Origin of the sequence: Xylophilus sp. GW821-FHT01B05 (assembly GCA_038961845.1) — a bacterium.
Taxonomy (GTDB): Bacteria; Pseudomonadota; Gammaproteobacteria; order Burkholderiales; family Burkholderiaceae_C; genus Xylophilus.
In genome coordinates this window covers 5,443,597-5,468,185 of record CP152408.1, presented here as the reverse complement: position 1 = coordinate 5,468,185, position 24,589 = coordinate 5,443,597, and the positions used below count along the sequence as shown (strand labels likewise).

25 protein-coding genes are annotated in these 24,589 nt (G+C 66.2%); 14 read left to right on the top strand and 11 right to left on the bottom strand.

Going from position 1 to position 24,589, the window contains the following annotated elements:
* Window positions 1-69 precede the first annotated feature (69 nt).
* The 9 genes from sucC (at window position 70) to AAFF27_25450 (ending at window position 9,224) form a co-directional block, all read left to right on the top strand.
* Window positions 70-1,236, top strand: coding sequence for an ADP-forming succinate--CoA ligase subunit beta (gene sucC, locus AAFF27_25490; protein ID XAH23291.1), 1,167 nt, complete (start codon window positions 70-72; stop codon window positions 1,234-1,236).
* Between the two features lie 9 nt (window positions 1,237-1,245).
* Window positions 1,246-2,139 carry a succinate--CoA ligase subunit alpha gene (sucD, locus tag AAFF27_25485; protein ID XAH23290.1) on the top strand — a complete coding sequence of 298 codons (894 nt, stop codon included), beginning with the start codon at window positions 1,246-1,248 and terminating at the stop codon, window positions 2,137-2,139.
* A gap of 138 nt (window positions 2,140-2,277) precedes the next feature.
* Entirely contained in the window at window positions 2,278-2,967 is a 690-nt protein-coding gene (locus tag AAFF27_25480; GenBank protein ID XAH23289.1) for a TerC family protein, read from the top strand.
* Window positions 2,968-3,089: 122 nt separating this feature from the next.
* Window positions 3,090-3,875: a Stp1/IreP family PP2C-type Ser/Thr phosphatase gene (locus AAFF27_25475; GenBank protein XAH23288.1), complete on the top strand. Its 786-nt coding sequence runs from the start codon at window positions 3,090-3,092 to the stop codon at window positions 3,873-3,875.
* A 44-nt stretch (window positions 3,876-3,919) separates the two neighbouring features.
* Window positions 3,920-4,624, top strand: a complete 705-nt coding sequence (locus tag AAFF27_25470; GenBank protein ID XAH23287.1) for an FHA domain-containing protein — start codon at window positions 3,920-3,922, stop codon at window positions 4,622-4,624.
* A 26-nt stretch (window positions 4,625-4,650) separates the two neighbouring features.
* On the top strand, window positions 4,651-6,885 hold the full coding sequence (locus AAFF27_25465; GenBank protein ID XAH23286.1) for an adenylate/guanylate cyclase domain-containing protein: 2,235 nt from the start codon (window positions 4,651-4,653) through the stop codon (window positions 6,883-6,885).
* A gap of 24 nt (window positions 6,886-6,909) precedes the next feature.
* The gene (locus AAFF27_25460) at window positions 6,910-7,695 is read left to right on the top strand and encodes a 3',5'-cyclic-nucleotide phosphodiesterase (protein ID XAH23285.1); all 786 of its coding nucleotides are present in this window, start codon (window positions 6,910-6,912) and stop codon (window positions 7,693-7,695) included.
* A 174-nt stretch (window positions 7,696-7,869) separates the two neighbouring features.
* Entirely contained in the window at window positions 7,870-8,313 is a 444-nt protein-coding gene (locus AAFF27_25455) for a pilin (protein ID XAH23284.1), read from the top strand.
* Between the two features lie 326 nt (window positions 8,314-8,639).
* Entirely contained in the window at window positions 8,640-9,224 is a 585-nt protein-coding gene (locus AAFF27_25450) for a YSC84-related protein (protein XAH23283.1), read from the top strand.
* Between the two features lie 138 nt (window positions 9,225-9,362).
* On the opposite strand, the gene moaC is transcribed toward AAFF27_25450, so the two are convergent.
* The gene (gene moaC, locus AAFF27_25445) at window positions 9,363-9,857 is read right to left on the bottom strand and encodes a cyclic pyranopterin monophosphate synthase MoaC (protein XAH23282.1); all 495 of its coding nucleotides are present in this window, start codon (window positions 9,855-9,857) and stop codon (window positions 9,363-9,365) included.
* Between the two features lie 53 nt (window positions 9,858-9,910).
* Between moaC and AAFF27_25440 the strand changes: the two genes are divergently transcribed.
* Window positions 9,911-11,503, top strand: coding sequence for a M48 family metalloprotease (locus AAFF27_25440; GenBank protein XAH23281.1), 1,593 nt, complete (start codon window positions 9,911-9,913; stop codon window positions 11,501-11,503).
* Here the strand turns inward: AAFF27_25440 and AAFF27_25435 are convergent.
* From AAFF27_25435 to AAFF27_25425, 3 genes are all read right to left on the bottom strand, one after another.
* The gene (locus AAFF27_25435) at window positions 11,471-11,824 is read right to left on the bottom strand and encodes a phage holin family protein (protein XAH23280.1); all 354 of its coding nucleotides are present in this window, start codon (window positions 11,822-11,824) and stop codon (window positions 11,471-11,473) included. The two genes, AAFF27_25440 and AAFF27_25435, sit on opposite strands and share 33 nt — an antisense overlap.
* A gap of 73 nt (window positions 11,825-11,897) precedes the next feature.
* Window positions 11,898-12,353 (bottom strand): hypothetical protein, encoded by a 456-nt coding sequence (locus AAFF27_25430; protein ID XAH23279.1) that lies wholly within the window; start codon window positions 12,351-12,353, stop codon window positions 11,898-11,900.
* A 56-nt stretch (window positions 12,354-12,409) separates the two neighbouring features.
* A complete protein-coding gene (locus AAFF27_25425; protein XAH23278.1) occupies window positions 12,410-13,153 on the bottom strand; it encodes a TerC family protein in 744 nt (247 codons plus the stop codon).
* A gap of 495 nt (window positions 13,154-13,648) precedes the next feature.
* On the opposite strand from AAFF27_25425, the gene AAFF27_25420 reads away from it, so the two are divergent.
* Entirely contained in the window at window positions 13,649-14,104 is a 456-nt protein-coding gene (locus AAFF27_25420; GenBank protein XAH23277.1) for a DUF3717 domain-containing protein, read from the top strand.
* Window positions 14,101-14,409, top strand: a complete 309-nt coding sequence (locus AAFF27_25415; GenBank protein XAH23276.1) for a DUF2007 domain-containing protein — start codon at window positions 14,101-14,103, stop codon at window positions 14,407-14,409. The genes AAFF27_25420 and AAFF27_25415 overlap by 4 nt, the downstream gene beginning before the upstream one ends.
* Here the strand turns inward: AAFF27_25415 and AAFF27_25410 are convergent.
* The 3 genes from AAFF27_25410 to purB all read right to left on the bottom strand — a co-directional run bounded on the left by AAFF27_25410 (window position 14,406) and on the right by purB (window position 17,103).
* Window positions 14,406-14,879, bottom strand: coding sequence for a hypothetical protein (locus AAFF27_25410; GenBank protein XAH23275.1), 474 nt, complete (start codon window positions 14,877-14,879; stop codon window positions 14,406-14,408). The genes AAFF27_25415 and AAFF27_25410 overlap by 4 nt on opposite strands.
* A 197-nt stretch (window positions 14,880-15,076) precedes the next feature.
* Window positions 15,077-15,637 (bottom strand): YaeQ family protein, encoded by a 561-nt coding sequence (locus tag AAFF27_25405; protein ID XAH23274.1) that lies wholly within the window; start codon window positions 15,635-15,637, stop codon window positions 15,077-15,079.
* Window positions 15,638-15,708: 71 nt separating this feature from the next.
* Window positions 15,709-17,103: an adenylosuccinate lyase gene (purB, locus tag AAFF27_25400; protein XAH23273.1), complete on the bottom strand. Its 1,395-nt coding sequence runs from the start codon at window positions 17,101-17,103 to the stop codon at window positions 15,709-15,711.
* A 115-nt stretch (window positions 17,104-17,218) separates the two neighbouring features.
* Here purB and AAFF27_25395 point away from each other — a divergent pair, with 115 nt between their 5' ends.
* Entirely contained in the window at window positions 17,219-17,836 is a 618-nt protein-coding gene (locus AAFF27_25395) for a glutathione S-transferase N-terminal domain-containing protein (protein ID XAH23272.1), read from the top strand.
* A 103-nt stretch (window positions 17,837-17,939) separates the two neighbouring features.
* On the opposite strand, the gene AAFF27_25390 is transcribed toward AAFF27_25395, so the two are convergent.
* Together AAFF27_25390 and AAFF27_25385 are read right to left on the bottom strand one after the other, a co-directional pair.
* On the bottom strand, window positions 17,940-18,800 hold the full coding sequence (locus tag AAFF27_25390; protein XAH23271.1) for a UDP-2,3-diacylglucosamine diphosphatase: 861 nt from the start codon (window positions 18,798-18,800) through the stop codon (window positions 17,940-17,942).
* Window positions 18,801-19,170: 370 nt separating this feature from the next.
* On the bottom strand, window positions 19,171-19,761 hold the full coding sequence (locus AAFF27_25385) for a glutathione peroxidase (GenBank protein XAH23270.1): 591 nt from the start codon (window positions 19,759-19,761) through the stop codon (window positions 19,171-19,173).
* 166 nt (window positions 19,762-19,927) lie between these two features.
* Here AAFF27_25385 and AAFF27_25380 point away from each other — a divergent pair, with 166 nt between their 5' ends.
* Window positions 19,928-20,755 carry an acyl-ACP desaturase gene (locus AAFF27_25380; protein XAH23269.1) on the top strand — a complete coding sequence of 276 codons (828 nt, stop codon included), beginning with the start codon at window positions 19,928-19,930 and terminating at the stop codon, window positions 20,753-20,755.
* A 13-nt stretch (window positions 20,756-20,768) separates the two neighbouring features.
* Here the strand turns inward: AAFF27_25380 and AAFF27_25375 are convergent, their stop codons facing one another.
* On the bottom strand, window positions 20,769-21,980 hold the full coding sequence (locus AAFF27_25375; protein XAH23268.1) for a phosphohydrolase: 1,212 nt from the start codon (window positions 21,978-21,980) through the stop codon (window positions 20,769-20,771).
* A 320-nt stretch (window positions 21,981-22,300) separates the two neighbouring features.
* Window positions 22,301-24,493, bottom strand: a complete 2,193-nt coding sequence (locus tag AAFF27_25370) for a TonB-dependent receptor (protein ID XAH23267.1) — start codon at window positions 24,491-24,493, stop codon at window positions 22,301-22,303.
* Window positions 24,494-24,589 lie beyond the last annotated feature (96 nt).

Below are 24,589 nucleotides of genomic sequence, written 5' to 3'. Positions count from 1 at the left end.
ACGCATCTCCCTCATCTCTACCTCCGGCCGTCGGGTCTGCCGTCCATCCTTTCTCCTGAGAGAGCCCTCATGAAGATTCACGAATACCAAGGCAAGGAAATCTTGCGCAACTTCGGTGTGCCCGTGCCGCGCGGCATCCCTGCGTTCACGGTCCAGGAGGCGGTCGAAGCCGCCCAGAAACTTGGCGGCCCGGTCTGGGTCGTCAAGGCCCAGATTCACGCGGGTGGCCGCGGCAAGGGCGGCGGCGTGAAGGTTGCCAAGACCATCGAAGACGTCAAGCGCATCGCTGGCGAGATCCTGGGCATGCAGCTCAAGACCCACCAGACCGGCCCCGAAGGCCAGAAGGTGCGTCGCCTCTACATCGAAGACGGCGCGGACATCCAGAAGGAGTACTACGTCTCCATCGTGACCGACCGCGCCACGCAGAAGCTGGCGTTCATCGCGTCCAGCGAAGGCGGCATGGACATCGAGGAAGTGGCCCATTCCACCCCCGAAAAGATCATCACCGAGTACATCGATCCCCTGACCGGCCTCACCGCCGAACAAGGCCAGAAGATCGCTGCCGGCATCGGCCTGCCCGCCGAGTCCACCGAACAGGCCATCGACATCTTCCAGAAGCTCTACAAGTGCTACATGGAAACCGACGCGTCGCTGGTGGAAATCAACCCGCTGAACCGTGACGGCAAGAACAAGCTGATGGCGCTCGACGCCAAGTTCAACTTCGACTCCAACGCGCTGTTCCGCCACCCCGAGATCGTGGCCTACCGCGATCTGGACGAAGAAGACGCAGCCGAAGTCGAAGCCAGCAAGTTCGACCTGGCCTACATCAGCCTCGATGGCAACATCGGCTGCCTGGTGAACGGTGCCGGCCTGGCCATGGCCACCATGGACACCATCAAGCTGTTCGGCGGCGAGCCGGCCAACTTCCTGGACGTGGGCGGCGGCGCCACCCCCGAGAAGGTCACCGAAGCCTTCAAGATCATGCTGAAGAACAAGAACGTGGAAGCCATCCTCGTCAACATCTTCGGCGGCATCATGAAGTGCGACACCATCGCCACCGGCGTGATCGCAGCCTGCAAGGCCGTGAACCTGCAAGTGCCGCTGGTCGTGCGCATGAAGGGCACCAACGAAGTCGAAGGCAAGAAGCTGCTGGCCGATTCGGGCCTGCCTATCATCAGCGCCGACACCATGGCGGACGCGGCCCAGAAGGTCGTCGCAGCAGTCAAGAAAGCCTAAGGAAACGTCATGTCGATCTACATCAACAAAGACACCAAGGTCATCACCCAAGGCATCACGGGCAAGACCGGTCAGTTCCACACGGAAAAGTGCCAGGAATACGCGAACGGCAAGAACGCCTTCGTGGCCGGCGTGAACCCGAAGAAGGCCGGCGAGTCGATCTTCAACATCCCGATCTTCGGCTCGGTCAAGGAAGCCGCCACGCAGACCGGCGCCACCGTGTCGGTGATCTACGTGCCGCCGGCAGGCGCTGCCGCCGCCATCTGGGAAGCTGTCGAAGCCGACCTCGACATGGCGATTTGCATCACCGAAGGCATTCCGGTCAAGGACATGCTCGAAGTGCGCAACCGCATGAAGGCCAAGGAAGCCGCTGGCGGCAAGAAGACCCTGCTGCTTGGCCCCAACTGCCCCGGCCTGATCACGCCCGACGAGATCAAGATCGGCATCATGCCCGGCCATATCCACCGCAAGGGCCGCATCGGCGTGGTCTCGCGCTCCGGCACGCTGACCTATGAAGCAGTTGCGCAACTGACCGAAATCGGCCTCGGCCAATCGAGCGCAGTCGGCATCGGCGGCGACCCGATCAACGGCCTGAAGCACATTGACGTGATGAAGGCCTTCAATGACGACCCGGAAACCGATGCCGTCATCATGATCGGCGAAATCGGCGGTCCGGACGAGGCCGACGCTGCCCGCTGGTGCAAGCTCAACATGAAGAAGCCGGTGGTCGGCTTCATCGCCGGCGTGACCGCGCCTCCCGGCAAGCGCATGGGCCACGCCGGTGCGCTGATCTCGGGCGGCGCCGACACCGCCGAAGCCAAGCTCGCCATCATGGAAGAGTCCGGCTTCACCGTGACGCGTAATTTCTCGGAACTGGCCAAGCTGCTGAAGGCAAAGCTCTAAGCAGACTGTGGGCAGGGGCCGTACGCAGAATTACGCATCTGCGCCGGCCCAGGGGGCTTTTACACTCCGCTCTACAAAAAGAAGCGCTCCGGGGCAGGTTGGCCCGGAGCGCTTCTTTATTCATAACAGGAGCAACGGATGGAAGTCCTCAATAGTCCCGACTTCTGGATCGGTCTACTCAAGATCGTCTGGATCAACATCATTCTCTCCGGCGACAACGCCGTGGTGATCGCGCTGGCGGCCCGCTCACTGCCGCCGCACCAGCAGAAACAGGCCATTTTGTGGGGCTCCGGCGCCGCCGTGGTTCTGCGCATCGTGCTCACCGTGGTCGCGGCCAAGCTGCTCGCCTTGCCCTACCTGCAGATCGTCGGCGGCTGCCTGCTGCTCTGGATCGGCGTGCAACTGCTGGGTGAAGAGGATGAGGGTGAAGGCGAATCCAAGGAATACGGCAACCTGATGACGGCCGTGCGCACCATCCTGATCGCCGATCTGGTCATGAGCCTGGACAACGTCATCGCCGTGGCCGCCGCGGCCCAGGGCAGCATGCTGCTGCTGGTGCTGGGCCTGGCGATCAGCATTCCGCTGGTGGTCTTCGGCAGCTCGCTCATGATCAAGCTGATGGAGCGCTTCCCCATCATCGTGCTGCTGGGCGCCGCCCTGATCGGCTGGGTCGGTGGCGAAACCATCATGGGTGACACCGCGCTCAGCGGCGTGCTGGAAGGCAACCACTGGCTGCACTACGCTGCCGCAGCAGCAGGCGCCGCCTTCGTGGTGCTTGTCGGCAAGACGCTGAAGGCCCGCGGCGCGCGGCCAGCCGCTGGCGCCTGAGCGCAAATCGCTCGGGGGTGAGCTTGCCCCCAGGCAAAACGCCGCAGCGCGCGGCGTCGGGCTGCTCTATGATGCGCCGCCCGACCAGATTGTGGGCGGCCGTCCGCGACCCGTCGCCTGCGATGCACTACCAGTTTCACGCCCTCTCCGACACCGGTCGCGTCCGGCAGAACAACGAAGACGCCGTCCTGCATGACGCGGCGCTGGGCTTGGCGCTGCTGGCCGACGGCATGGGCGGCTACAACGCGGGCGAGGTCGCCAGCGGCATCGCCACCCATTCGGTGCATGCCGCATTCGGCCGCTGGCGGCAGGCGCAGCCCGGCATGCCATCGGTGCGCGAGCTGCGCCGCGCCATGCAGCGCTGCGTGGCCGATGCCAACTTCGCCATCGTCGAGGCCGCGCGCGGCCATCCCGAGTACCAAGGCATGGGCACGACCCTGGTGCTGGCCGTGTTCCTTGGCCGGCGCGTGCTGGTCGGCCACGTCGGGGATTCGCGTTGCTATCGCCTGCGCGGCGGCCAGCTGCGCCAGCTCACACGCGACCATTCCGTGCTGCAGGAGCAGCTCGACGCCGGCCGGATCCGCCGCGAGGACGCCGCCGCTGCGGCCTTCCGCAACCTGGTGACCCGCGCGCTGGGCGTAGAGGCCGAGGTGCGGCTGGACCTGTCCGACCACGCCGTGGAGCCGGGCGACCGCTACCTGCTGTGTTCGGACGGTTTGTCCGACATGCTCGACGACCCGGCCATCGGCCGGCTGCTGGCCTCTGATCTTCCGATGGGCGGTAGTGCCGAGGCGCTGGTGCGAGCCGCGAACGCCGCAGGCGGACGCGATAATGTCAGCGTGGTGCTGATACAGGTAGAGGGCCCACCCCGTATGCCTGGACGCATTGCCCGCTGGCTGGGCAGATAGAGCGGCGGCGCGGGCCACACAAGCAACCGGATCAGGAGTCGGGCATGGCCAAGCTGTTGTTGTCGCTCGAGGGCGTCACCCTTCGGGAAGTGGTACTGGTCAAGGAGCACACCACCTTCGGCCGCCGGCCCTACAGCGACGTCGTGATCGACAACCTCGCAGTCAGCGGCGAGCACGCCACGATGCACCTGGGCGCCGACGGCGAGGTGCTGGTGGAAGACCTTCGCAGCACCAACGGCACCTTCGTCAATGGCAAGCGGGTCGAGCGCCAGGTACTGTGCAGTGGCGACATCATCGGCATAGGCAAGTACCAGCTCCGCTTCGAACACGATCCACGCCCGTCGCTGGCTACACCACCGGCGCCGCCGCCGGTTCAGGCGGTGGCCCAGTTGGAGCCACCGCTGCCGGCTGAGCCCGACAGCGGCCCGCCCTCCGTTTTTGCCGAGACCGCCCTGACGGCCGAGCCAGTGATGGCCGCCACCCAGGCGCCCACCATCCAGGTGCTGAGCGGTGCCGCGGCCGGCCGCAAGCTGGCCTTGGTCAAGGTCGTGACCACCATAGGCAAATCCGGCATCGGCATTGCCGCCATCACGCGTCGTGGCCGCGGCTTCATCCTGAGCTATGTCGAGGGCGGCGCTGTGCCCTCCATCAATGGCGCGCCGCTGCAGTCCGGCCCCGTGGTGCTGCGACATGGCGACCTGGTCGAACTGGCCGGCGTGCGCATGCAGTTCGACCACGCCCTGGGCTGAGCACCAGCCTCTCCCGCCCGGTTTCCATGGGGCTGCTGTCCCGCCATTGCTTGCGCATCGGCGTCACGCTCGTGCCGGTGGGCATTGCGCTGCTGCACGCCATCGGCATGGCCGAGCTGGCTCCCTTGCGCCGGCTGGATGACGCGCTGTACGACCTGCGCCTGCGGGCCACCATGCCGCGCACGCTGGACGAGCGCATCGCCATCGTCGACATCGACGAAAAGAGCCTGGCCGAGCTCGGCCACTGGCCCTGGGGTCGCGACAAGATGGCGCAACTGGTGGACGAGCTGTTCGACCGGCAACAGGTGGCCGTGCTCGGCTTCGATGTGCTGTTTGCCGAGGCCGATGACAGCTCCGGCCTGCACAGCCTGCAGCAACTGGCCCAGGGGCCGCTGCGCCAGCAGCCGGGTTTTGCCGAGCAATTGCGGCAGCTAGCGCCGCAGCTGGACTACGACCAGCGCTTTGCCCATGCGTTGGCGCAGCGGCCGGTGGCGCTGGGCTATTACTTCACCAGTGACCGCGACGGCCGTACCAAGGGCGCGCTGCCAGCGCCCGTGCTGCGCGCGCAAGACCTTGCACCGCCGGGCATCCATGCCCTGTCCTGGAACGGCTATGGCGCCAATCTGCCCAACCTGAGCGCCGCCGCAGCGCATGCCGGCTTCTTCAATGCCATCACCGACGCCGACGGCGTGGTGCGCGCCCTGCCGCTGCTGGCCCAGTACCAGGGCCATTACTACGAATCGCTGGCGCTGGCCGTGTTTCGTTTGCTGCGCGGTCAGCCCGAGCTGTTGCCGGCCTATGCGCCCGACCAGCGCGCGGACCAGCCCCAGGTGCTGGAAGGCCTGCTGCTGCACCAGGGTGAGCGCCTGCAGTCCGTGCCGGTGGACAGGCGTGCGGCCACGCTCGTGCCTTATCGCGGGCCGGGCGGCGCGCGCGGCGGCTCCTTTCGCTACGTGTCCGCCTCGGACGTGCTGGCCGGGCGGCTGCCGGCAGGCCAGCTCAAGGGCAAGGTCGTGCTGGTGGGCAGCACGGCGCCGGGCCTGCAGGACCTGCGCGTGACGCCGGTCGGTGAAACCTATCCCGGCGTTGAAACCCACGCCAACGTGATCTCGGGCCTGCTGGATGGCCGCAGCCCGGCGCGGCCCGACTACGCCACCGGCTACGAAGTGCTGGCCCTGCTGGTGGCCGGCCTGCTGCTGGCGTTTGCGCTGCCGCTGCTGTCGGTGCCGGCCGGCGCCGGGTTGGCGCTGGCGCTTGCGGCTGCGCTGGCCGGGCTCAATTTCTGGCTCTACCGCGCGGCGGCGCTGGTGCTGCCGCTGGCGGCGCAACTGCTGATGGTGGCGACCGCGTTTGGCCTCAACATCGCCTACGGCTACTTTGTCGAAAGCCGCGCCAAGCGCCAACTGGCAAAACTGTTCGGCACCTATGTGCCGCGCGAGCTGGTGCAGGAAATGCTCAGGCAGCCGGGGCGCTACAGCATGCAGGCCGCCAGCCGCGAACTGACGGTGATGTTCTGCGACATGCGCGGTTTCACCGCCCTGTCCGAGCGCATGGAGCCCTTGGCCCTGCAGGCGCTGCTCAACAGCGTGTTCAGCCGGCTGACCGAGACCATTCGCGCCCATCGCGGCACCATAGACAAATACATGGGCGACTGCGTCATGGCCTTCTGGGGCGCGCCGGTGGCGGAGCCCGGGCATGCCCGCCTGGCCGTCGCCGCCGCGCTGGCCATGGTCGATGCGGTGCAGGCGCTCAACGTCGAGCACCGCGCGCGTGGCCTGCCACAGGTCGACATTGGCATCGGCCTCAATACCGGCAGCATGTGCGTCGGCGACATGGGCTCGGACATCCGCCGCAGCTACACCGTGGTGGGCGATGCGGTCAACCTGGGCGCGCGGCTGGAGGGCTTGTCCAAGGTCTACGGCGTGGCCATTGTGGCCAGCGACAGTACCCGCCAGCAGGCTGGCGAAGGCTTTACCTGGCGCGAGCTGGACCGGGTCCGGGTCCAGGGCAAGCAGCAGGCTGTCGGCGTCTTCAGCCCGCAAGGCGCGGGGGCATCGGCCGAGCCCGACGCCGCGTGGGCCGCTATGCTTGAAGCCTACCGCCGCCGTGACTGGGACCAGGCCCAGGCCCTGCTGCAAGACCTGGCGCCCGCCGCCGGCCAGGAGGCCCTGCACGCGCTGTACCTGGCGCGCATAGTCGCCGCCCGGCAATCGCCCCCGCCGGCAGACTGGGATGGCACCACCCGCTTCGATACCAAGTAGCCCTTACGTTCCAAGAGACTACCCATGAAAATCCGAGTGCTCGGTTGCTCCGGCGCCATCGCCCGCGACTGCCGTACCACCGCCTTCCTGGTGGACGAGAGCCTGCTGGTCGATGCCGGCACCGGCGTGGGCGACCTGAGCCTGGACGAGATGGCCCGCATCGACCACGTGCTGCTCACCCACAGCCACCTGGACCACATCGCCGCACTGCCCTTGATGGCCGACGCTATCAGTGCGCGCCGTAGCACCCCGATCTGCGTGCATGCCCTGCCTGGCACCGTGGTCGCCTTGCGCGCTCACATCTTCAACGACCTCATCTGGCCCGACTTCACCCGCCTGCCGTCGCCGCAGGCGCCGTTCATCCGCCTGCATAAAATCGAGGTGGGCCAGGTGCTGGCCATTGCCGGCAAGCAGATCGAGGTGCTGCCCGCCGCCCACACCGTGCCGGCCGTGGGCTTTGCCGTGAGCGAGGGCGGCCCCTGCTGGGTCTTCACCGGCGACACCGGGCCCAACCCCGCCTTCTGGCGCCGGGTCAACCAGCTCAATGTCGGCGCCCTGGTCATAGAGACCGCCTTCAGCGACCACGAGGCCCCGCTGGCCCGGCGCAGCCAGCATCTGTGCCCCCAGGCGCTGGCGCAGGAACTGGCCCAGATCAATGCCCGGCAGGCCTACCCGGTCTACATCACCCACACCAAGCCCGCCGAAACCGCCGCCATCATGGGCGAGATCGGCACAGCCACAGCAGCGCCACCAGCCCTGCTCACCCGCCGCATAGTCCAACTCCAGGCCGGCCAGTTCATAGAGCTGTGACAAAGCCGACAAAAGTGTCAACCCGTATCTTTGGGCTAGCAAAGGTGACAGCCCCAGCCGCCGGACTTGTCGGGAATCCAGCTGTATGGATGTGAAACGAAGTGCAAGTGCCCTGGCATGGAAGCTGCTGCGCTACCGGGTCCCTCCCCCTCCCAACACCCCCAGGAGTTTTCTATGAAGCGTTCTATTTCGCGTAGCGTTCAAAAGGGTTTCACCCTTATTGAATTGATGATCGTTGTGGCGATTATTGGTATTTTGGCGGCTGTGGCACTGCCGGCTTATCAGGATTACACAGCCAAGGCGCAAGTTGCGGCTGGGTTGGGGGAAATAACCCCTGGTCAAACGAAAGTAGAAACGAGTATTACCGATGGAACCGCTGTGACTACGGCTACGGACATTGGGCTGCAAACCTCGACCAAGAGGTGTGCAATTGCCGCGACCTTTGCTGTAGCCAATAAAGGTGCAGGTACTATTGTCTGCACGCTGATCGGTGGCTCGCAAGTGAATAACCAAACCATTACCTGGACTCGCATAGCGGATGATGCGGCAACCGATCCTGGCAAATGGACTTGCACGTCGAGTGTCGCTGCAAAGCTGAAACCTAAGGAATGCACTTGATAAAACCTACTCCCAAGGTCTAATGACGCGCAAGAGTAGTTTTAAAAAAGGCCCTTAAGGGCCTTTTTTATTGAATCTCTGAATTCGAATTTCAAATGGCTCTCAACCTCATTTAGCAAAAATTTTGACAAAAGACCTTGGTATGTGAAATCCGTGTTTTCGTACAAATCGACAATCCAGCTTCTTCTCCATCCCGACCTCACGTAGTCCAACTTCCACACTTGGCAAAACCGCATTCCCGCGGGCCTACCATGGCGACGCAATCCCTTGCGCACCTGCAGATATGCGGGTTTTTTCCGCCTGATATGTCCAAAGGAGTTCATTCCATGCCATCCATCAAGCTTCGCAGCGTCGGCCTTGCCGCCGCAGTTGCCGCCTGCAGCCTTGCCTTCGTGGGCTGCACCACCACCCGTCCCAATGACCAGGCCAGCGGCACTTCCTCGCGTACCTCCATCGACGCGCAGGTGAATGCCTCGCTCTCCAAGCTCTATGACACCGTGCCCGGCTCGCGCGAGCTGGTGGCCAAGTCGCGTGGGGTGCTGGTGTTCCCGTCGGTGGTGGGGGCCAGCCTGGGGATCGGGGCTGAGTACGGCCGTGGCGCCTTGCGCGTGAATGGTGCTACGCAGGGCTACTACAGCACCACCGCAGGCTCGATCGGCTTCCAGGCCGGGGCGCAGTCCAAGGCGGTGATCTATTTGTTCACCACGCAGGATGCGCTGGACAAGTTCCGCAACAGCAGCGGCTGGACGGTGGGGGCGGATGCCACGGTGGCGGTGGCCAACGTGGGCGCCAACGGCAGCGTCGACACCAATACCGTGCAGCAGCCAGTGGTGGGCTTCGTGATGACCAATGTCGGCCTGGAGGCCGGCGTGTCACTGCAGGGCGCGAAGATCTCGCGCATCCAGCTCTAAAGCTCTCAGCCTGAGCCCGGCCGGCTGCACCCGCAGCCGGCTTTTTTCATTGCCGGGCCGCCCCAAGATGAAAAACGCCCCCTCGGGGGGCAGCGAACCACGCGAAGCGGGGAGCGTGGGGGCCACTTTTCATGGTGCTTATCCCGCAGTGCTGGAGTAGCTGCCCGACTTGCCCCCGTGCTTCTCCAGCACCTGCACGTCGGTCATCACCATGCCCCGGTCGGCTGCCTTGCACATGTCGTAGATGGTGAGCAGCCCCACCTGCACGGCGGTGAGGGCTTCCATCTCTACGCCGGTGGGGCCGACGGTTTCCACGGTTGCAGTACAAATAATGGCCCCAGCCCCTGTTCTGCCTGGGGATATAGCTTCGAAATCAATAGCAACGCGTGTCAGGGCCAAGGGGTGGCACAGCGGGATCAGGTCGCTGGTCTTCTTGGCGGCCTGGATGGCGGCGATGCGGGCCACGCCCAGCACGTCGCCTTTCTTGGCGGTGCCGGACTCGATCAGGGCCAGCGTTTCAGGGCGCATGCTGATGCGGCCGCGGGCAATGGCCACGCGGTGGGTGGCCGGCTTGGCGCCGACGTCGACCATGTGGGCCTGGCCGTGGGCGTCGAAATGGGTGAGGGGACTCATGCAGTGGGCTGTGATCGGGGCGAACATTTCCCGGTCTGGCGCATCATACGGCGATGGCTTTTTTCTTCCCGCTCCGCGCCGGCGACCTGGGGCGCCGCGTTCTGTGTTCCGCGTTGGCGCTGCTGCTGGGCCTGGGCCCGGCCTTGTCGCGCGCCCAGTTGCCCGGCCTGGGCGACGGCAGCGAGATGACGGCGGGCGCCGAGCGGCGCCTGGGTGACCGGATTGCGCGCGAGCTGTACCGCGACCCGGATTACCTTGACGACCCGGTGCTGGTGGAATACCTGCAGAGCATCTGGCAGCCGCTGCTGGCGGCGGCGCAGGCGCGCGGCGAGATGAGCGAGGAGCTGCACGAGCGCTTTGCCTGGGAGCTGCTGCTGGGTCGCGACCGCGTGGTGAATGCCTTTGCGCTGCCGGGCGGCTACATGGGCGTGTATGCCGGGCTGATTGCGGTGACGGATTCACGCGATGAACTGGCCTCGGTGCTGGCGCACGAGCTGAGCCACGTCACCCAGCGCCACATCTCGCGCCTGATGACGCAGCAAAGCCGCACCACGCCGCTGATGCTGGCGGCCATGGTGCTGGGCGCGCTGGCGGCCAGCAAGAACCCGCAGGCGGCGAATGCGCTGATCGTGGGCGGCACGGCGGTGTCGGCACAGGTGCAGCTCAATTTCTCGCGCGCCATGGAGCGCGAGGCTGATCGCGTGGGCTTTGGTGTGATGACCCAGGCCGGCTTCGACGGGGAGGGTTTTCCGGCCATGTTCGAGAAGCTGCAACAGGCCTCGCGCCTGAACGACAACGGCTCGTTTCCCTACCTGCGCAGCCACCCGCTGACCACCGAGCGCATTGCCGACATGCGCGCACGCGTGCCGCTGGATGCGCCGCGCCCGCAGCGCAGCGGGCCGGCGGCGCCGCTGCCGTCGAGTGGCGCAGAGGCCAGCCTGCCGACGGTCACGGTCAGCGCCGCCTCCGGCAGCCTGGAGCATGCCCTGGTCGCCGCGCGCGCGCGGGTGATTTCACGGCCGGGCGTGGACGCCTTGCGCGCCTGGGCGGCGGAGCCGGACCAGGGCGGCTTTGGCGCCCAGTCGCCGCGGCGGCAGATGGTGGCGTTGTATGCGGGCGCACTGGCCCACGTGCAGCAGCGTGACTTTGACCGGGCGCGCGCACAGGTGGCGCGCCTGGCGCCCATGGTGGCCGACGATGCTCCGGCGGCGCGGCTGGTGCGGCTGCTGTCCGCCGAGATCGAGCTGCGCGCAGGCAACGGCGCGCGCACCGCAGCGCTGGTGATGCCTGGTGCACCCGCGGGTCGGCCTGAGCTGATCTATTACGCCGAGGCCAGCCAGCACGGCAGCGGCGCGCGTGACGTGGCCGACCGGCTGCAGACCTGGGTGGCGACCCATCCGCGCGACGCCACGGCGTGGCAATTGCTGGCTACTGCCTACCGCGCCATCAACCAGCCGCTGCGCGCCCTGCGCGCCGAGGCCGAGGCGCAGGTGGCGCATGTGGACTGGGCCGGCGCGGTGGACCGCTACAAGGCCGGGCAGGAACTGATGCGCAAGCAGGGTGGTGATTACGTCGAGGCGTCCATCATCGACACCCGCCTGCGCGAGGCCGAGTCAAGACTTCGAGAAGACGCCGCCGACCGCTGAGTCGATGACGATGCTCAGCACTGAATAAATCAGCGAGCCCAGCAGCGCCGCGCCAAAGCCGGCCACGTGAAAGCCCGTGAGCAATCCCGATGCCGCCCAGAACATCAGCGCATTGATGACGAACAGGAACAGGCCAAGCGTGAGGATGGTGACCGGCAGCGTCAGCACCACCAGCACCGGCCGCAGCACCGTGTTGAGCAGGCCAATGACGGCGGCGGCGATCAGGGCGGCGGTGAAGTTCTTCACTTCCACACCGCTGTAGACATAGGCCACCAGCAACAGGGCGGCTGCGTGCAGCAGCCATTTGAGGATCAGCTTCATGCGGCAGAGAATAGCACCGCACATGAAAAAGGGAGGCCTGCGGCCTCCCCTTGAACGGTGGCTACGCCGCTGTTTACTCAGCCGCCAGCACCAGCATCGCGCCCATGCCCACCACGGCGCCCGGCACCGACCAGCGGTTGGGCGATACGGTGGGTTGCTCGTCGGTGACGGGCTGCAGGTCCTGGCCGAACTTGGGGCGGCGCGCGTCGAGCACGCGGGCGCCGGGGTTCTCGCTCAGCAGGCGCTCGGTCAGCTCGGGCAGCGGGCCCTTGGCCAGCACTGGCACCACGGTATCACCGCGCGATGCCAGCCAGGGCAGGGTCTGCCCAAACAGCTTGTCGGCCCATTTGGCGCGCCAGTTCTCGCGCGCGCTGTGGCTCACCCACTTGCTGATGCGGTGCGTCATGCGTGGCGCGCAGGCCACCACGACCCAATGCGCGGCCTGCGGGTGGGCCGCGCTGCCGCGCAGCGGCGCGAGCTGTTGCTGCGCATAGGCTGCGTCGTCCACATACACAATGATCTTGTCCATGGCGGCTCCTTCAGGGTGGTGAAACGGGGGCAGAAGAATGGTGTGCTGCATGGCGCTCAGTCCTGGCTGGTCTGGGCGGCGAGCTTGCTGGCGTCGATGTGTTCTTCCTTGGTGCTGGCGCTGCGGCGCGTGCGGAGCCAACCGGCACCCAGCACGCCGACCACGGCGAGGGCGCACACGCCCCAATAGGCGATCTGCTGAGCCGGTGCATCGCCCTTGAAGAAGGGGGCCAGCAGCTTCTCGTTGACGATCATCTTGGCTGCGGTAAAGGCCAGCACTGCGGCGCCCAGCTGGATGATGACGGGGAAGCGCTGCACCAGCTTGAGCACCAGGGTGCTGCCGAAGACCACGATCGGGATGCTGATCAAGAGGCCAATCACCACCAGATCGAACGCACCGTGCGCAGCGCCGGCCACGCCCAGCACGTTGTCGATGCCCATCAGCGCATCGGCGATGACGATGGTCTTCATGGCGCCCCAGAAGGTGGTGGCGCCGCCGCCTTCGGCGTGCTCGTCGCCGTGGTCCTGGTCGGCCAGCAGCTTGTAGGCAATCCAGAGCAGGCCCAGGCCGCCGACCAGCATCAGGCCGGGCACCTTGAGCAGCCAGACCACGCCGACCGTCATGGCCGAGCGCACGACGATGGCGCCGACGGTACCCCAGACGATGGCTTTGCGTTGCAGGTTTTTGGGCAGGCGCCGTGCGGCGAGTGCAATGACGATCGCGTTGTCGCCCGCAAGGACGAGATCGATCAGGACGATGGCGAGAAGCGCGGACAGCCACGCGGTAGAGAACATTTCCATGAGCACAAGCTCCGAGTTGTCGTTTCGATCAACAACCTGGTGCAGGCGCGGAGGAGGGGTGCGAGGGGAGTCGTCACGAGGGTGTGACGGCGCCTGACGTACTTCGACCAAACCTGCAACAGGTTCCAATCGAAGGTCTTGCTCGACATGGTGTCATGCTGATATTTATGCCCAACAAGCCGGAAGTTGTAACTTCGTATTGACGACTTGCTGATACCTCTTGCAGCAGTACCCTGTGGGTACCTCCCTGTGCGGCAAGAAGTGGGAGCTACTCCCCTTCGTGGCGCTATTAGAGCATTGGCGGCGATGGCGCGGCAAGCAGCGGCAGCCGGTTTTCGACGGGTATTTTCCCGTGGTTTTTAAAAGAAAAATGGCTGAAACCGTTGATGCTGTAGGGTTGTAAGCTATTTATTTTGTAGCATTTAACAGTGCCGACCAAGTCCGGCGCTATCATCGCCCTCCCCATTTTGCGCGGCTGCCGCGCGTCTTTGCCGCATGGCCGCCCTCTACATCACCGACATCGAAGCCGCCATCAACTATTGGCGCGCGAAGACCCCTTCGCCTGACGGCGTCACGCTGGCGCCAGAGTTGCGCGCGCTGGCCGAGGTCTATGCGCTGATGGTGTACTTTCATCAGGACGAGGTGGATGAGCAGGGCTTTCCGCCCAAGGCCTGGGCGGCCTGGCTGGCGTGGTACGAGACCACGGCCGACACGCCCTGCATCGCGATCTGCTCCACCAGCCAGGGCGACGAGCTGTGCAAGGGCTGTGGCCGCACTTTCGACGAGGTGCAGCACTGGCCCGAGATGGGCCCGGTCGAGAAGCGCATGACCTGGCGCCGCATCACGCGCGAGAGCAGCGCCTGGCGCTTCAACCGCTATGCCGAGCGCGCGGCCGAGGGCACGGGCGACGGCGCCGATGGCCGGCCCGTACCGATGTTCGGGCCGCGATGATCCGCCTGATGCAGGCGCCCAACGCCGCCATTGCCACGATCTGGGCCGACCTGCTGTGCGAGGCCGGCTTTCCGGCGACGGTGGAGCGGCTGTATCTGGGCAGCGGGACGGGCCTGTTGCCGCCGGGCGAATGTCTGCCCGAGCTGTGGCTCAGGCATGAGGAGCATGCCGCGCCGGCGCGTGTGCTGCTGGCGCAGTTGGAGGCGCTGCCGCAGCGCCGCTGGACCTGTACCGCCTGCGGCGAGGCGGTAGAGGGGGGCTTTGAGCAGTGCTGGCGTTGCGGCGCCCGGATGCCGCTCGGCTAGCCGCCGAAGTGGTCGCGCCAGCGCGCATCACCTACGGCGTGCTGCGCGGCATTCAGGGCCAGGTCCACATGCCGCAGCGCGCGCTGTTGCAGGCCGCGGGCGCGTGGGTCGTCCTCTTCGCGCGCGATGTCGTTGTGCGCCTGGCGCAGCAGGTCGATGGTGGCATGCAGGCGGCCGTCGCGGCGCAGCGGCATGTCGGGCGGCGGTTGCCAGTCGCCGCCCTTGCCGTCGATCCAGGCGGCATGCTGCAGCTCACCCAGGGCGGCGGCGATCTCGTCGTGCACCATGGCCTCGTCGCCCGCGATGCGGCCGTCTTCTGGCCGGCGGTGGTCGATTTGCCAGGCGGCGGCGCGCAGGTCGGACTGCGCGTGCATATAGAGCGGGTGCCGGCCGTATTCGTCGGCAAAGGCGGGGGCTGCGGCGGCCGTTGCCAGGGCCAGTACGGCCATCCATTGCTTGGTGCGCATCATGTCGGGGTCCTTTTCCGGTCGTTGGAAGAAGGCAGCGGGCCGTGCGGGCCTGCTGCCATCGGGCCAAGCCTGGCGCCGCGGCGGCGATGGGCGGGAACCGATAGACCTTCAACTGCGCAGAGCCGGGCCGGGTTGACGGCCGGATAGAGCGCCTGGTTAACGGCCGGTGAAAGCCGCAGCCAGATGTGGTTCGGGTGTTACTTCCAGCGCACGCAGTCGACGTCGACGGTGCTCTTGTTGTCGGCCAGCATCAGCGCGCCGTCTTGCACCGTGGCCTGCAACTGCATGCTGCGCTGGGCCAGAGCGCCCAGGGCTTGCGATTGCTCGGTCGGCACGCGCCAGACCTGCAGCTTGTCGAGCCGGGTGAGCTTGTTCTCTATGCCCTTCCACCAGACTTCGGCCGCGTGGTTGAAGCAGTAGAGCAGCACCGCATCGGCCTTGCTGCAGGCCTTGGCCAGCGGCTTGTCCTCGGGCTGGCCGACTTCGATCCACATGCGTGTCTGGCCGGTGAAGTCGCGCAGGCTGACGTCCGGGTCGTCGGGGTTGGACAGGCCGGCGCCAAAGGCCAGCGTGCCGTCGCCGCCGCAGGTGGTTTGCAACTGGTGGGCGTTGAGCGCCAGCGCCGCCAGGCGGACCATCATGCGTTCGTCGGTTTCGCTGGGGTGCCGGGCCAAGGTCAACGCGTGGTCGGCGTAGTAGTTGTGGTCAATGTCGGCAATGGCGATGTTCGCCTTGAAGATGGTGGATTTCAGTGCCATGCGGTTTAGCTCTTGTTTTGATAGCAAAAGGCCGGCGCTGGGCGCCGGCCAGAGGCTTTATTGGCTTGAAATCAGGCGCGGCGGGCGAGTTCTGCCGCCTTGCCGATGTAGCTGCCTGGGGTCATTTCCAGCAGGCGCGTCTTTTCTGCTTCTGGAATCTCCAGCGAGCGGATCAGCGCGTGCAGGTCTTCTGCGCGCACGGTCTTGCCGCGCGTGACTTCCTTGAGCTTCTCGTACGCGCCCTGCACGCCAAAGCGGCGCATGACGGTCTGGATCGGCTCGGCCAGCACTTCCCAGGAGGCGTCGAGGTCGGCGTCGATGGCTTCGCGGTTGAGTTCGAGCTTGCCCAGGCCCACGCCCATGGCGTGGTAGGCGAGCTGGCTGTAGCCCAGCGCCACGCCCATGTTGCGCAGCACGGTGGAGTCGGTCAGGTCGCGCTGCCAGCGGCTGATGGGCAGCTTTTCGGCCAGGTGGCGCAGCAGGGCGTTGGCCAGGCCGAGGTTGCCTTCGGCGTTCTCGAAGTCGATCGGGTTGACCTTGTGCGGCATGGTCGAGGAGCCGATCTCGCCCTCTTTCAGGCGCTGCTTGAAGTAGCCCAGGCTGATGTAGCCCCAGATGTCGCGTGCCCAGTCGATCAGGATGGTGTTGACGCGGGCGATGGCGTCGAACAGCTCGGCCATGTAGTCGTGCGGCTCGATCTGGATGCTGTAGGGCTGGAAGGTGACGCCCAGGCCGAGCGGCTCGGGCGTTTCGATGACCTTGCGGCTGAAGGCTTCCCAGTCGAAGTCGGGCCAGGCCGAGAGGTGCGCGTTGTAGTTGCCGACAGCGCCGTTCATCTTGGCCAGCAACTGCACATCGGCCACCTTGGCGCGCGCGGCGACCAGGCGCACCACGACGTTGGCGATCTCTTTGCCGACGGTGGTCGGGCTGGCGGTCTGGCCGTGGGTGCGCGACAGCAGCGGCACGTCGGCGTGCAGGTGGGCCATCTCGCGCAGCTTGGTGATGATGGCGTCGATGGCGGGCAGCACGACGTTTTCGCGTGCGACCTTGAGCTGCACGGCGTGGCTGGTGTTGTTGATGTCTTCGCTGGTGCAGGCGAAGTGCACGAACTCGGCTGCGGCCAGCAGTTCGGGGCGTGCCTCGAACTTGCTCTTGATCCAGTATTCGACGGCCTTCACGTCGTGGTTGGTGACCTTCTCGATGTCCTTGATGGCATTGGCATCGGCTTCGGAGAAGTTCTTCACCAGGCCCAGCAGGTAGGTGCGTGCGCCGGGCGTGAGCGGCTTGAATTCGGCAAAGCCGGCGTCCGACAGGGCGATGAACCAGACCACCTCGACCTGCACCCGGCGGTGCATGAAGCCCAGCTCGCTCATCAGCGGGCGCAGGGTGGACAGGCGGTTGGCGTAGCGGCCGTCCAGCGGCGAGAGGGCGGTGACGGCGGAGGCGGCGGCAGGGGTAGGGCTCATGGGGCGGGATTGTAGGTGGCGGCCCGCGCGGGACCATTCGTGACAGTTTGGCGCCAGGGCGAGCCGATAGAATCTGCCCTCCGCCGGGTTCCCGGCTGCTGCCCCCACTTCCTGCATGAAACTGATCGGATCCCTCTCCAGCCCCTACGTTCGCAAGGTGCGCGTTGTCATGGCGGAGAAGAAGCTGGATTACCAACTGGTGCAGGACAACCCCTGGAGCGACGCCAGCGTGGCCCCGGCCTCCAACCCGCTGGGCAAGGTGCCTTGCCTGGTGATGGAGGGCGGCGAGGCGGTGTTTGATTCACGCGTGATCGTCGAGTACCTCGACACCTTGTCGCCCGTGGGCAAGCTGATCCCGCAGCCCGGGCGCGAGCGCGCCGAGGTCAAGACCTGGGAGGCGCTGGCCGATGGCATGCTGGACGCGGCCGTGCTGGTGCGCCTGGAGCAGGGCGGCTTTGCCGGCCGCACGGAAGCCGAACGCAGCCAGGTCTGGACGGATCGCCAACTGGCCAAGGTGCATGGTGCGCTGAAGGCCATGGCGCAGGGCCTGGGCGACAAGCCCTATTGCAGTGGCATCCACCTGAGCCTGTCGGACATCGCGGTGGGCTGCGCGCTGCTGTGGCTGGAGTTCCGCTTCCCCGACATCACCTGGCGCGTGGACTACCCCAACCTGGCCAAGCTGGTGGACAAGCTGTCGCTGCGCCCCAGCTTTGCGGAAACCCAGCCCGGGTGATGGAGCGCCCCCCGCTGCGGGTTTTTGGGCGGGGATTGGATTTTTAAGGAAAATAGGCCTCTAGCCCTTGTGTGATCTGGGCTATTAGCTATCTATTTTGTAGCTAAGTCGCGCGTGCTGCAGACGCGGCTGCGACGGGTTGCGGCAGGCGTGCGGCCTGCGCCCAGTCGATGATCTCCAAGCGGCCGTCGGCGTGCTCGGCCAGCGCGGTCAGGCTCTCTACCCAGTCGCCGTCGTTGGCGTAGAGGATGCCGTCGATCATGCGCATCTCTGCATGGTGGATGTGGCCGCAGACCACGCCCTGCACGCCGCGCTTGTGCGCCTCGCGCGCCACGGCGGCCTCGAAGTCGCCGACATAGCTCACCGCGCGTTTGACCTTGCCCTTCAGGTACTTGGACAGCGACCAGTAGGGCAGGCCGAGCCGGGCGCGCAATGAGTTCAGGTGGCGGTTGAGCTTGAGCGTGAACTCGTAGAGCGAATCGCCCACGTGCGCCAGCCATTTGGCGCACTGGATCACGCCGTCGAAATGGTCGCCGTGCATGACCCACAGCTTGCGGCCGTCGGCGGTCTCGTGCACCCAGTCTTCCGCCACCTCGATGCCGCCGAAGTTGTGCTGCAGGTACTTGCGCGCGAACTCGTCATGGTTGCCGGGGATGAAGATCACCCGTGTGCCCTTGCGCGCCTTGCGCAGCAGCTTCTGGATCACGTCGTTGTGCGCCTGCGGCCAGTACCAGTGGCGCCTGAGCTGCCAGCCGTCGATGATGTCGCCGACCAGGAACAGGGTGTCGCACTCGGTCTGTTTGAGGAAGTCCAGCAGCGCATGCGCCTGGCAGCCAGGCGTGCCCAGATGCAGATCCGAAATCCACAGGGTGCGGTAGTACCGGGCGGGAGCATCGGACGGCTCGCCGGGAGGGCGGGCAACCACTTCGCTCCAGGCGCGGAAGAGGGCTTCTTCGCGTTGCATGGCCCGATGCTGGCGGGCCTGCATGACCATGCCGTGGCAGCGGCGTGAATATCTTGTGACGGACGCACGGCGCCTGTGATGGGCGGCTGGGCGGGGCCCCGGCCGGCCGCAAGGGCCGGGGAGGCGGAAGACAAAATTGCTGCGAAGCGCCCCGACACGAAGGAGGGAGGGAGGGAGGAGGAGAAGAGTCGCCTCGGGATTGCAACCGATTCACGGAGAACCGGCAGACTTCGCAGCAAGAAAACGGTTATTTAGTGAGGGCTCATCGCCGCTCGTGCAGTGTGAGAGCCGCCAGCGTAAGTGACAGTTCCGCGAAAGCCGAGGCATTTGGGTAAGCTTTTGTAAGCTACCGGTAAGCCTGGGCCTGGGTTCAAGGCGCTGCCAGTTGCTTCTCCACCTCGCGCACAAAGCTCTTGTCGTCGGGCTCGGTCTTGCTGGAGTAGCTGTCCACCACGCGGCCATCGCGGCTGATCAGGTACTTGTAGAAGTTCCATTCGGGCGCAGTGCCCGTGGCGGCCGCCAGTTGCTTGAACAGTGGGTTGGCATCGGCACCGCGCACCGAGGATTTGACGAACATCGGGAACTTGACGCCGAAGGTGCTTTCGCAGAAATCGGCAATCTCCTTGTTCGAGCCAGACTCTTGCGAGAAGTCGTTGGACGGAAAGCCCAGCACCACCAGGCCGCGGTCGCGGTACTTGGCGTGCAGTGCCTCCAGCCCCTTGTACTGCGGCGTGAAGCCGCAGAAGCTGGCGGTGTTGACCACCAGCAGCACCTTGCCGGCGTACTGGCACAGCGACTGCGGTTTTTCGTCCTGCAGGCGCAGGAAGGTGTGCTGCAGCGTGGCCGGGCAGGCTGCAGTCGTGGCGGGCGCGGGCGTGTCGGCGGCCTGGGCCGGCAGGGCGGTGGTCAGGACGGCGGCAAGCGCCAGGGTGGACGGGAGGAGGAAGGTGAAGGTACGCATGGTGTCTGCCATCGTGGAACCAATCGGCGCACTTGTCGAGCGCGGGGCTTATCCATCGTACGCCGCCGCCCGGCTGTCACGCGTATGTCCTTGAATACCCTGATGATTTACGCCAGGGCCTCTGGTGGCTGCCGCTTAAGATTCAAGCAACGTGCAAGGATTTTCAATGCTGTACCCCGAACTCTTCAAGCAGCTCGAATCCGTCCGCTGGGACATGGAGCGAGACATTCCCTGGGACCGCTTCGACGCCGCGCAACTCACCGACGAGCAGGCGCAGACGGTGAAGATGAACGCCATCACCGAATGGGCAGCACTGCCGGCGACCGAGATGTTCCTGCGCGACAACCGCGACGACAGCGACTTCTCGGCCTTCATGTCGATCTGGTTCTTCGAGGAGCAAAAGCATTCGCTGGTGCTGATGGAGTACCTGCGCCGCTTCCGCCCAGACATGGTGCCGACCGAGCAGGAGCTGCACGACATCCGCTTTGACTTCGACCCGGCGCCGCCGCTGGAGACGCTGATGCTGCATTTCTGCGGCGAGATCCGGCTCAACCACTGGTACCGCCGCGCCGCCGAATGGCATACCGAGCCGGTCATCAAGCAGATCTACACCACGCTCAGCCAGGACGAGGCACGCCACGGCGGCGCCTACCTGCGCTACATGAAGCGCGCCATCGGCAAGTTCGGCAACGAGGCCCGCGCCGCCTTCACCAAGGTGGGCGTGCTGATGGCCAGCGCGCGCCGCACCGCCCAGGCGCTGCACCCGACCAACCTGCACGTGAACAAAGCGCTGTTCCCGCGCGACACCATCCAGAGCCGCCTGCCCAACCCGGAGTGGCTGGAGCACTGGCTGGACACGCAGATCAAGTTCGACGCGGTGTGGGAGAACAAGGTGGGCGAGCGCATCCTGCACAACCTGAGCCTGCTGCTCAACCGCAGCTTCAAGACGGTGCAGGAGCTGAACCGCTACCGCAAGGAATTGGCGGCGGCCTAGCTGCAGACAGTCTTTAGATCAAGGCCTGCATCTTTTCCAGCGGCAGCTGCACCTTGACCTCGTGGTGGGGCACGCCGGCGGTGATCTTGAACGCCGGCTGGCTGGTGTCGCGCACGGCCCGTTCGCCTATCGGCATGCCGTGGCGGTTCAGCACCACGGCCACCTTGGGCGTGGTGCCGCTGCGGCCGCGCTTGAGCACGATGGCGGTCTCGTTGCTGGCCAGCTTCACGAAGCAGCCCGGCGGGTAGACGCCCAGGGCGGCGATCAGCGCCGCGCCGGCCTCGTCCACCCGCTGCTCCTGGTCGAAGTAGCTGCCGCGCAGGGCCGCTGCCGCCGGCATGGCCGCGCGCGATACGCGCGGCGACAGGCGGGCGGCGAAGATGTCGGCGCGCTCGACCAGGCGCGCAATGCGCTGGGCCGGCTCCATCTGCGCCAGCGCGCCGGTGGGGGGCTCGTGGTGCTGGCGCACCGCGTCCAGCCATAGCGCGTCGTGCACGCCCAGGCGCTCCAGCAACTCGGCCGAGGCATTGGCGTGCACGGCGATGGCGGCCATCTGGGCCGCGTTGGGCCGCTCGGGCTGCCGCGCCAGGGTGTCTTGCAGTCCGGTCATGGAAATGTTCATGGTGAGCGCGGTCCGGCCCAGGGCCTCGCACATCGGCGCATCCCATTGCAGGGCGTCGCGCGCGGTCATGCTGCAGACCACGGCCACCAGCAGGCTGTGGGTGGCGCTGTACATCTCCAGCTCGCGCGCGGCGAAGTGCACCAGCGTGAACAGCGCGGTATCCGGCTGCTGGCGCACCTGCGCGTCGATGTCTGCGTGCAGCCGCCGCAGGCGCGGCAGGAAGTCGTGCTCTTGCGGGGCGCGCAGCAGCGCCGTGGCGCGGATCTGCAGCTCGTGCCAGTCAAGCGGCCCGGTGCGCAGCGCGGCTTCGTCGCGCGCATGCGCCGTGCCGCGTGGTGCGTCGGCGCTGATGCGCGCGGAGGCAATCTCGCCAATGGTGTGCTCGGTGCGCAGCAGCGTGTCGAGCTGGCCCATGAAGGCGCGGTGGTAGTCGGGCGACTCCTGGATGTCCACATACAGCGTGCCGCCGCCTTCGGCCAGCAGATCGAGCTGCTCCAGCACCAGGCCCCGCGCGGCCAGCAGCGTGCCCTCCGCCGTGCGGATGGAGAACGGCAGCGGCTGGCCGAGGCGTATCGATTCGAGTTTGAGCGGGACCAGCTTCATGGGGCGGTCATTATTGCCGCCGTACCCGCGCAGCGCCTTAGAACGTGTTTACGATCTGTATGGGGATCGCGTTGGAGTGCAATCGGGATGAGTGGGCGGCCCAGTCTGCTTGCATGGGCTCGTGCCCATGCAAGCAGATGGGGCGCCACAGCTTTCGAATTCGCGCCCGATTTCACTCCAACCCGCAGGGCAAGTGCCTTTGCGGGCGGTCTGCGGCGTTGCGGCGCTTGCCAATAGCCATGCTATTGGCTGCGTACCGCGCCTTGCATCCCATCCCGCAAAGACACTTGCGCGACCCCATAGAGATCGTAAACACGTTCTTAAAAGTCGACCGATGCCGTGAGCGAGAAGGTGCGTGGCGCGCCCAGCACCAGGTAGCCGTAGCCCGGGTAGCCGCCGACCGAGGCCCAGTAGTTCTTGTTGGCCAGGTTGTCGATGCGGGCGCGCAGCGTGAGCAGCTTGCCGTTGAACTCGGTCAGGTAGCGCGCGCCCACGTCCACCCGCGTCCAGGCGGGCACGGCCTGGGTGTTGGCCGCGTCGGCGTACTGCTTGCCGGTATGGATGACGCGCGCGTTCAGCGCCAGGCCGTGCACATAGGGCACATCCCAGTCGACGCCGAGGTTGGCCTGCTGCCGCGGCACGCCGATGACGTCCTTGCCGTCGGTGGCGCCGCCCAGCGTTTGCCGCTGCTTGGCATCCAGCAGGGTCAGGCCGCCCAGCACGCGCAGGCCTTTTGCCGCTTCGCCGAAGGCCGCCAGCTCAAGGCCCTGGTTGCGCTGCTTGCCGAACACGCCGTAGACGCCGTTCTGCACATAGGCGCTGGGCTTGTCGGTGGAGAAGAAGGCGGCGCTGGCGCCGATCTTGCCGCCGTCGTACTTCACGCCGATTTCCTTTTGCCTGGAAACATAGGGCGCGAAGATCTGGCCGGCATTGCTGATGTTGGTGCCGCTGGCGGTGTCGCCCTTGACCAGGCCTTCGATGTAGTTGGCGTACAGCGCGACCTGGCTGGTGGCCTTGAACACCACGCCGGCCACGGGCGTGGTGCGGCTCTTGTCGTAGGTCGTCAGTTGCGCGCCGCTGTTGTAGTCGTAGTTGGTGTCCTTGATGGTCTGCTGGCGCAGGCCCAGGGTCAGCAGCACGCGGTCTTGCGCCAGCGACAAGGTGTCGGCCAACGCCAGGCTGGTGGTCTTGATGCGCTCGACTTCCAGCGGGCTGCCCAGCACGCCGCCGGTGAAGTAGGTGGGCGAGGGCGCCGCCACGGCGTTGGGCTGGTAGATGCTGCTGGAAAAACCGGCGAAGTCCGAGAAGCCGTAGGCATTGCGCTCGCGGGAGTCGAACAGCGCGGCCGAGGCGGTCAGCGTGTGCTGGATGCCGCCGGTGACGAGCTTGCCGCGCACGCCGATCTCGCCGGTCTGGACCTTGTTCTTGCGCGTGTTGTCAAAGCGGTAGGCGGTGGTGTTGCCCAGGCTGTCCGTCAGCGTCGGGGCGGCCAGGGAGTTTTCTTCCTTGCCGTGGCGGGCGCCGTAGGCGGCCCAGGCCGTCCAGCTGTCATTGAGGTCGACCTCGCCGCGCAGTGTGCCGAACAGGTCGCGGTCGTTGGAGTAGGTCCACGGCTGGGCGAAGTTGCTCTTGGCGTCGGGTGCGGCCGGGATGGCCAGGCCGGCCGCGGGCGTCACGCTGGGCCGGGGCTGGCTGAGCTTGTGCTCCTGGAAGCCGAAGTCGCCCGACAGGCGCACGTTGCGGCTGTGCCAGTCCAGGCCCACGGCCAGCGCGCTCATCTGCTGCTTCTCGTTGCTGACGCCGGTGCCGCCGTCGCGCCGCGCTGCGTTGACGCGGATGCCGGTGGATTGGTCAGGGCCGAAGCGGCGGCTGATGTCCGCCGCCGCATAGCCCTGGCCGCCGGTTTGCGCGCCCACGGTCACGCGGTTGAGCGGCTCGCTACCGGCGCGCTTGGGCACCACGTTGATCAGGCCGCCCACGCCGCCACCGGCCACCGAGCCCGCACCCGCGCCGTTCAGGAAAGCATTGGCGCCGCGGAACAGCTCCACCCGCTCGACGAACTCGGTCGCCATGTACTGGCGCGGCACCAGCCCGTACAGGCCGTTGTAGGCGATGTCGTCCGAGTACACGACAAAGCCGCGGATGAAATAGGCCTGCTGGAAGTTGCCAAAGCCGCGCGCCTGCCGCACCGAGGCGTCATTGAGCAGCACGTCGCCAATGCTCTGCGCCTGCTGGTCCTGGATCAGCTCGCTGGTGTAGCTGGTGGTGGAAAACGGCGTGTTCATGATGTCCTGATTGCCCAGCACGCCAATGCGGCTGCCGCGCGCCACCTGGCCGCCGGCAAAGGGCTTGGGCAGCCCTTCGGCCGAGGCGTCGGCGCTGGCCTCGACCGTCACGGTGGCGAGCGTGCCGCCTTGCGGGGCTGTGGTCGATTGGGCGTGGGCGGCAACGCCCAGCAACAGGGTCAGGGTGGCGGAGGCAACCGGTGCCAGCGCAAAACGGGGAGTAGGCATGGTGTCCAGATGCTGTAAATGAGAATGAATCCCATTTTCTCCGCAATGCGAGCTACGTGGGAATGAGGCCCGCGTAAAAGCTCCTGGGTATGGTCG

Excerpts from the sequence above, each read along its gene's own strand:
- purB (XAH23273.1), bottom strand. The coding sequence starts at position 17,103 with ATGAGCCCTACCCCTGCCGCCGCCTCCGCCGTCACCGCCCTCTCGCCG.
- AAFF27_25430 (XAH23279.1), bottom strand. The coding sequence starts at position 12,353 with ATGGACAAGATCATTGTGTATGTGGACGACGCAGCCTATGCGCAGCAA.
- AAFF27_25370 (XAH23267.1), bottom strand. The coding sequence starts at position 24,493 with ATGCCTACTCCCCGTTTTGCGCTGGCACCGGTTGCCTCCGCCACCCTG.
- AAFF27_25455 (XAH23284.1), top strand. The coding sequence starts at position 7,870 with ATGAAGCGTTCTATTTCGCGTAGCGTTCAAAAGGGTTTCACCCTTATT.
- AAFF27_25380 (XAH23269.1), top strand. The coding sequence starts at position 19,928 with ATGCTGTACCCCGAACTCTTCAAGCAGCTCGAATCCGTCCGCTGGGAC.
- AAFF27_25425 (XAH23278.1), bottom strand. The coding sequence starts at position 13,153 with ATGGAAATGTTCTCTACCGCGTGGCTGTCCGCGCTTCTCGCCATCGTC.
- AAFF27_25405 (XAH23274.1), bottom strand. The coding sequence starts at position 15,637 with ATGGCACTGAAATCCACCATCTTCAAGGCGAACATCGCCATTGCCGAC.
- AAFF27_25420 (XAH23277.1), top strand. The coding sequence starts at position 13,649 with ATGGCCGCCCTCTACATCACCGACATCGAAGCCGCCATCAACTATTGG.
- AAFF27_25475 (XAH23288.1), top strand. The coding sequence starts at position 3,090 with ATGCACTACCAGTTTCACGCCCTCTCCGACACCGGTCGCGTCCGGCAG.
- AAFF27_25480 (XAH23289.1), top strand. The coding sequence starts at position 2,278 with ATGGAAGTCCTCAATAGTCCCGACTTCTGGATCGGTCTACTCAAGATC.
- AAFF27_25465 (XAH23286.1), top strand. The coding sequence starts at position 4,651 with ATGGGGCTGCTGTCCCGCCATTGCTTGCGCATCGGCGTCACGCTCGTG.
- AAFF27_25395 (XAH23272.1), top strand. The coding sequence starts at position 17,219 with ATGAAACTGATCGGATCCCTCTCCAGCCCCTACGTTCGCAAGGTGCGC.
- AAFF27_25410 (XAH23275.1), bottom strand. The coding sequence starts at position 14,879 with ATGATGCGCACCAAGCAATGGATGGCCGTACTGGCCCTGGCAACGGCC.
- AAFF27_25375 (XAH23268.1), bottom strand. The coding sequence starts at position 21,980 with ATGAAGCTGGTCCCGCTCAAACTCGAATCGATACGCCTCGGCCAGCCG.
- AAFF27_25435 (XAH23280.1), bottom strand. The coding sequence starts at position 11,824 with ATGAAGCTGATCCTCAAATGGCTGCTGCACGCAGCCGCCCTGTTGCTG.
- AAFF27_25415 (XAH23276.1), top strand. The coding sequence starts at position 14,101 with ATGATCCGCCTGATGCAGGCGCCCAACGCCGCCATTGCCACGATCTGG.
- AAFF27_25390 (XAH23271.1), bottom strand. The coding sequence starts at position 18,800 with ATGCAACGCGAAGAAGCCCTCTTCCGCGCCTGGAGCGAAGTGGTTGCC.
- AAFF27_25460 (XAH23285.1), top strand. The coding sequence starts at position 6,910 with ATGAAAATCCGAGTGCTCGGTTGCTCCGGCGCCATCGCCCGCGACTGC.
- AAFF27_25385 (XAH23270.1), bottom strand. The coding sequence starts at position 19,761 with ATGCGTACCTTCACCTTCCTCCTCCCGTCCACCCTGGCGCTTGCCGCC.
- AAFF27_25450 (XAH23283.1), top strand. The coding sequence starts at position 8,640 with ATGCCATCCATCAAGCTTCGCAGCGTCGGCCTTGCCGCCGCAGTTGCC.
- sucC (XAH23291.1), top strand. The coding sequence starts at position 70 with ATGAAGATTCACGAATACCAAGGCAAGGAAATCTTGCGCAACTTCGGT.
- AAFF27_25470 (XAH23287.1), top strand. The coding sequence starts at position 3,920 with ATGGCCAAGCTGTTGTTGTCGCTCGAGGGCGTCACCCTTCGGGAAGTG.
- AAFF27_25440 (XAH23281.1), top strand. The coding sequence starts at position 9,911 with ATGGCTTTTTTCTTCCCGCTCCGCGCCGGCGACCTGGGGCGCCGCGTT.
- moaC (XAH23282.1), bottom strand. The coding sequence starts at position 9,857 with ATGAGTCCCCTCACCCATTTCGACGCCCACGGCCAGGCCCACATGGTC.
- sucD (XAH23290.1), top strand. The coding sequence starts at position 1,246 with ATGTCGATCTACATCAACAAAGACACCAAGGTCATCACCCAAGGCATC.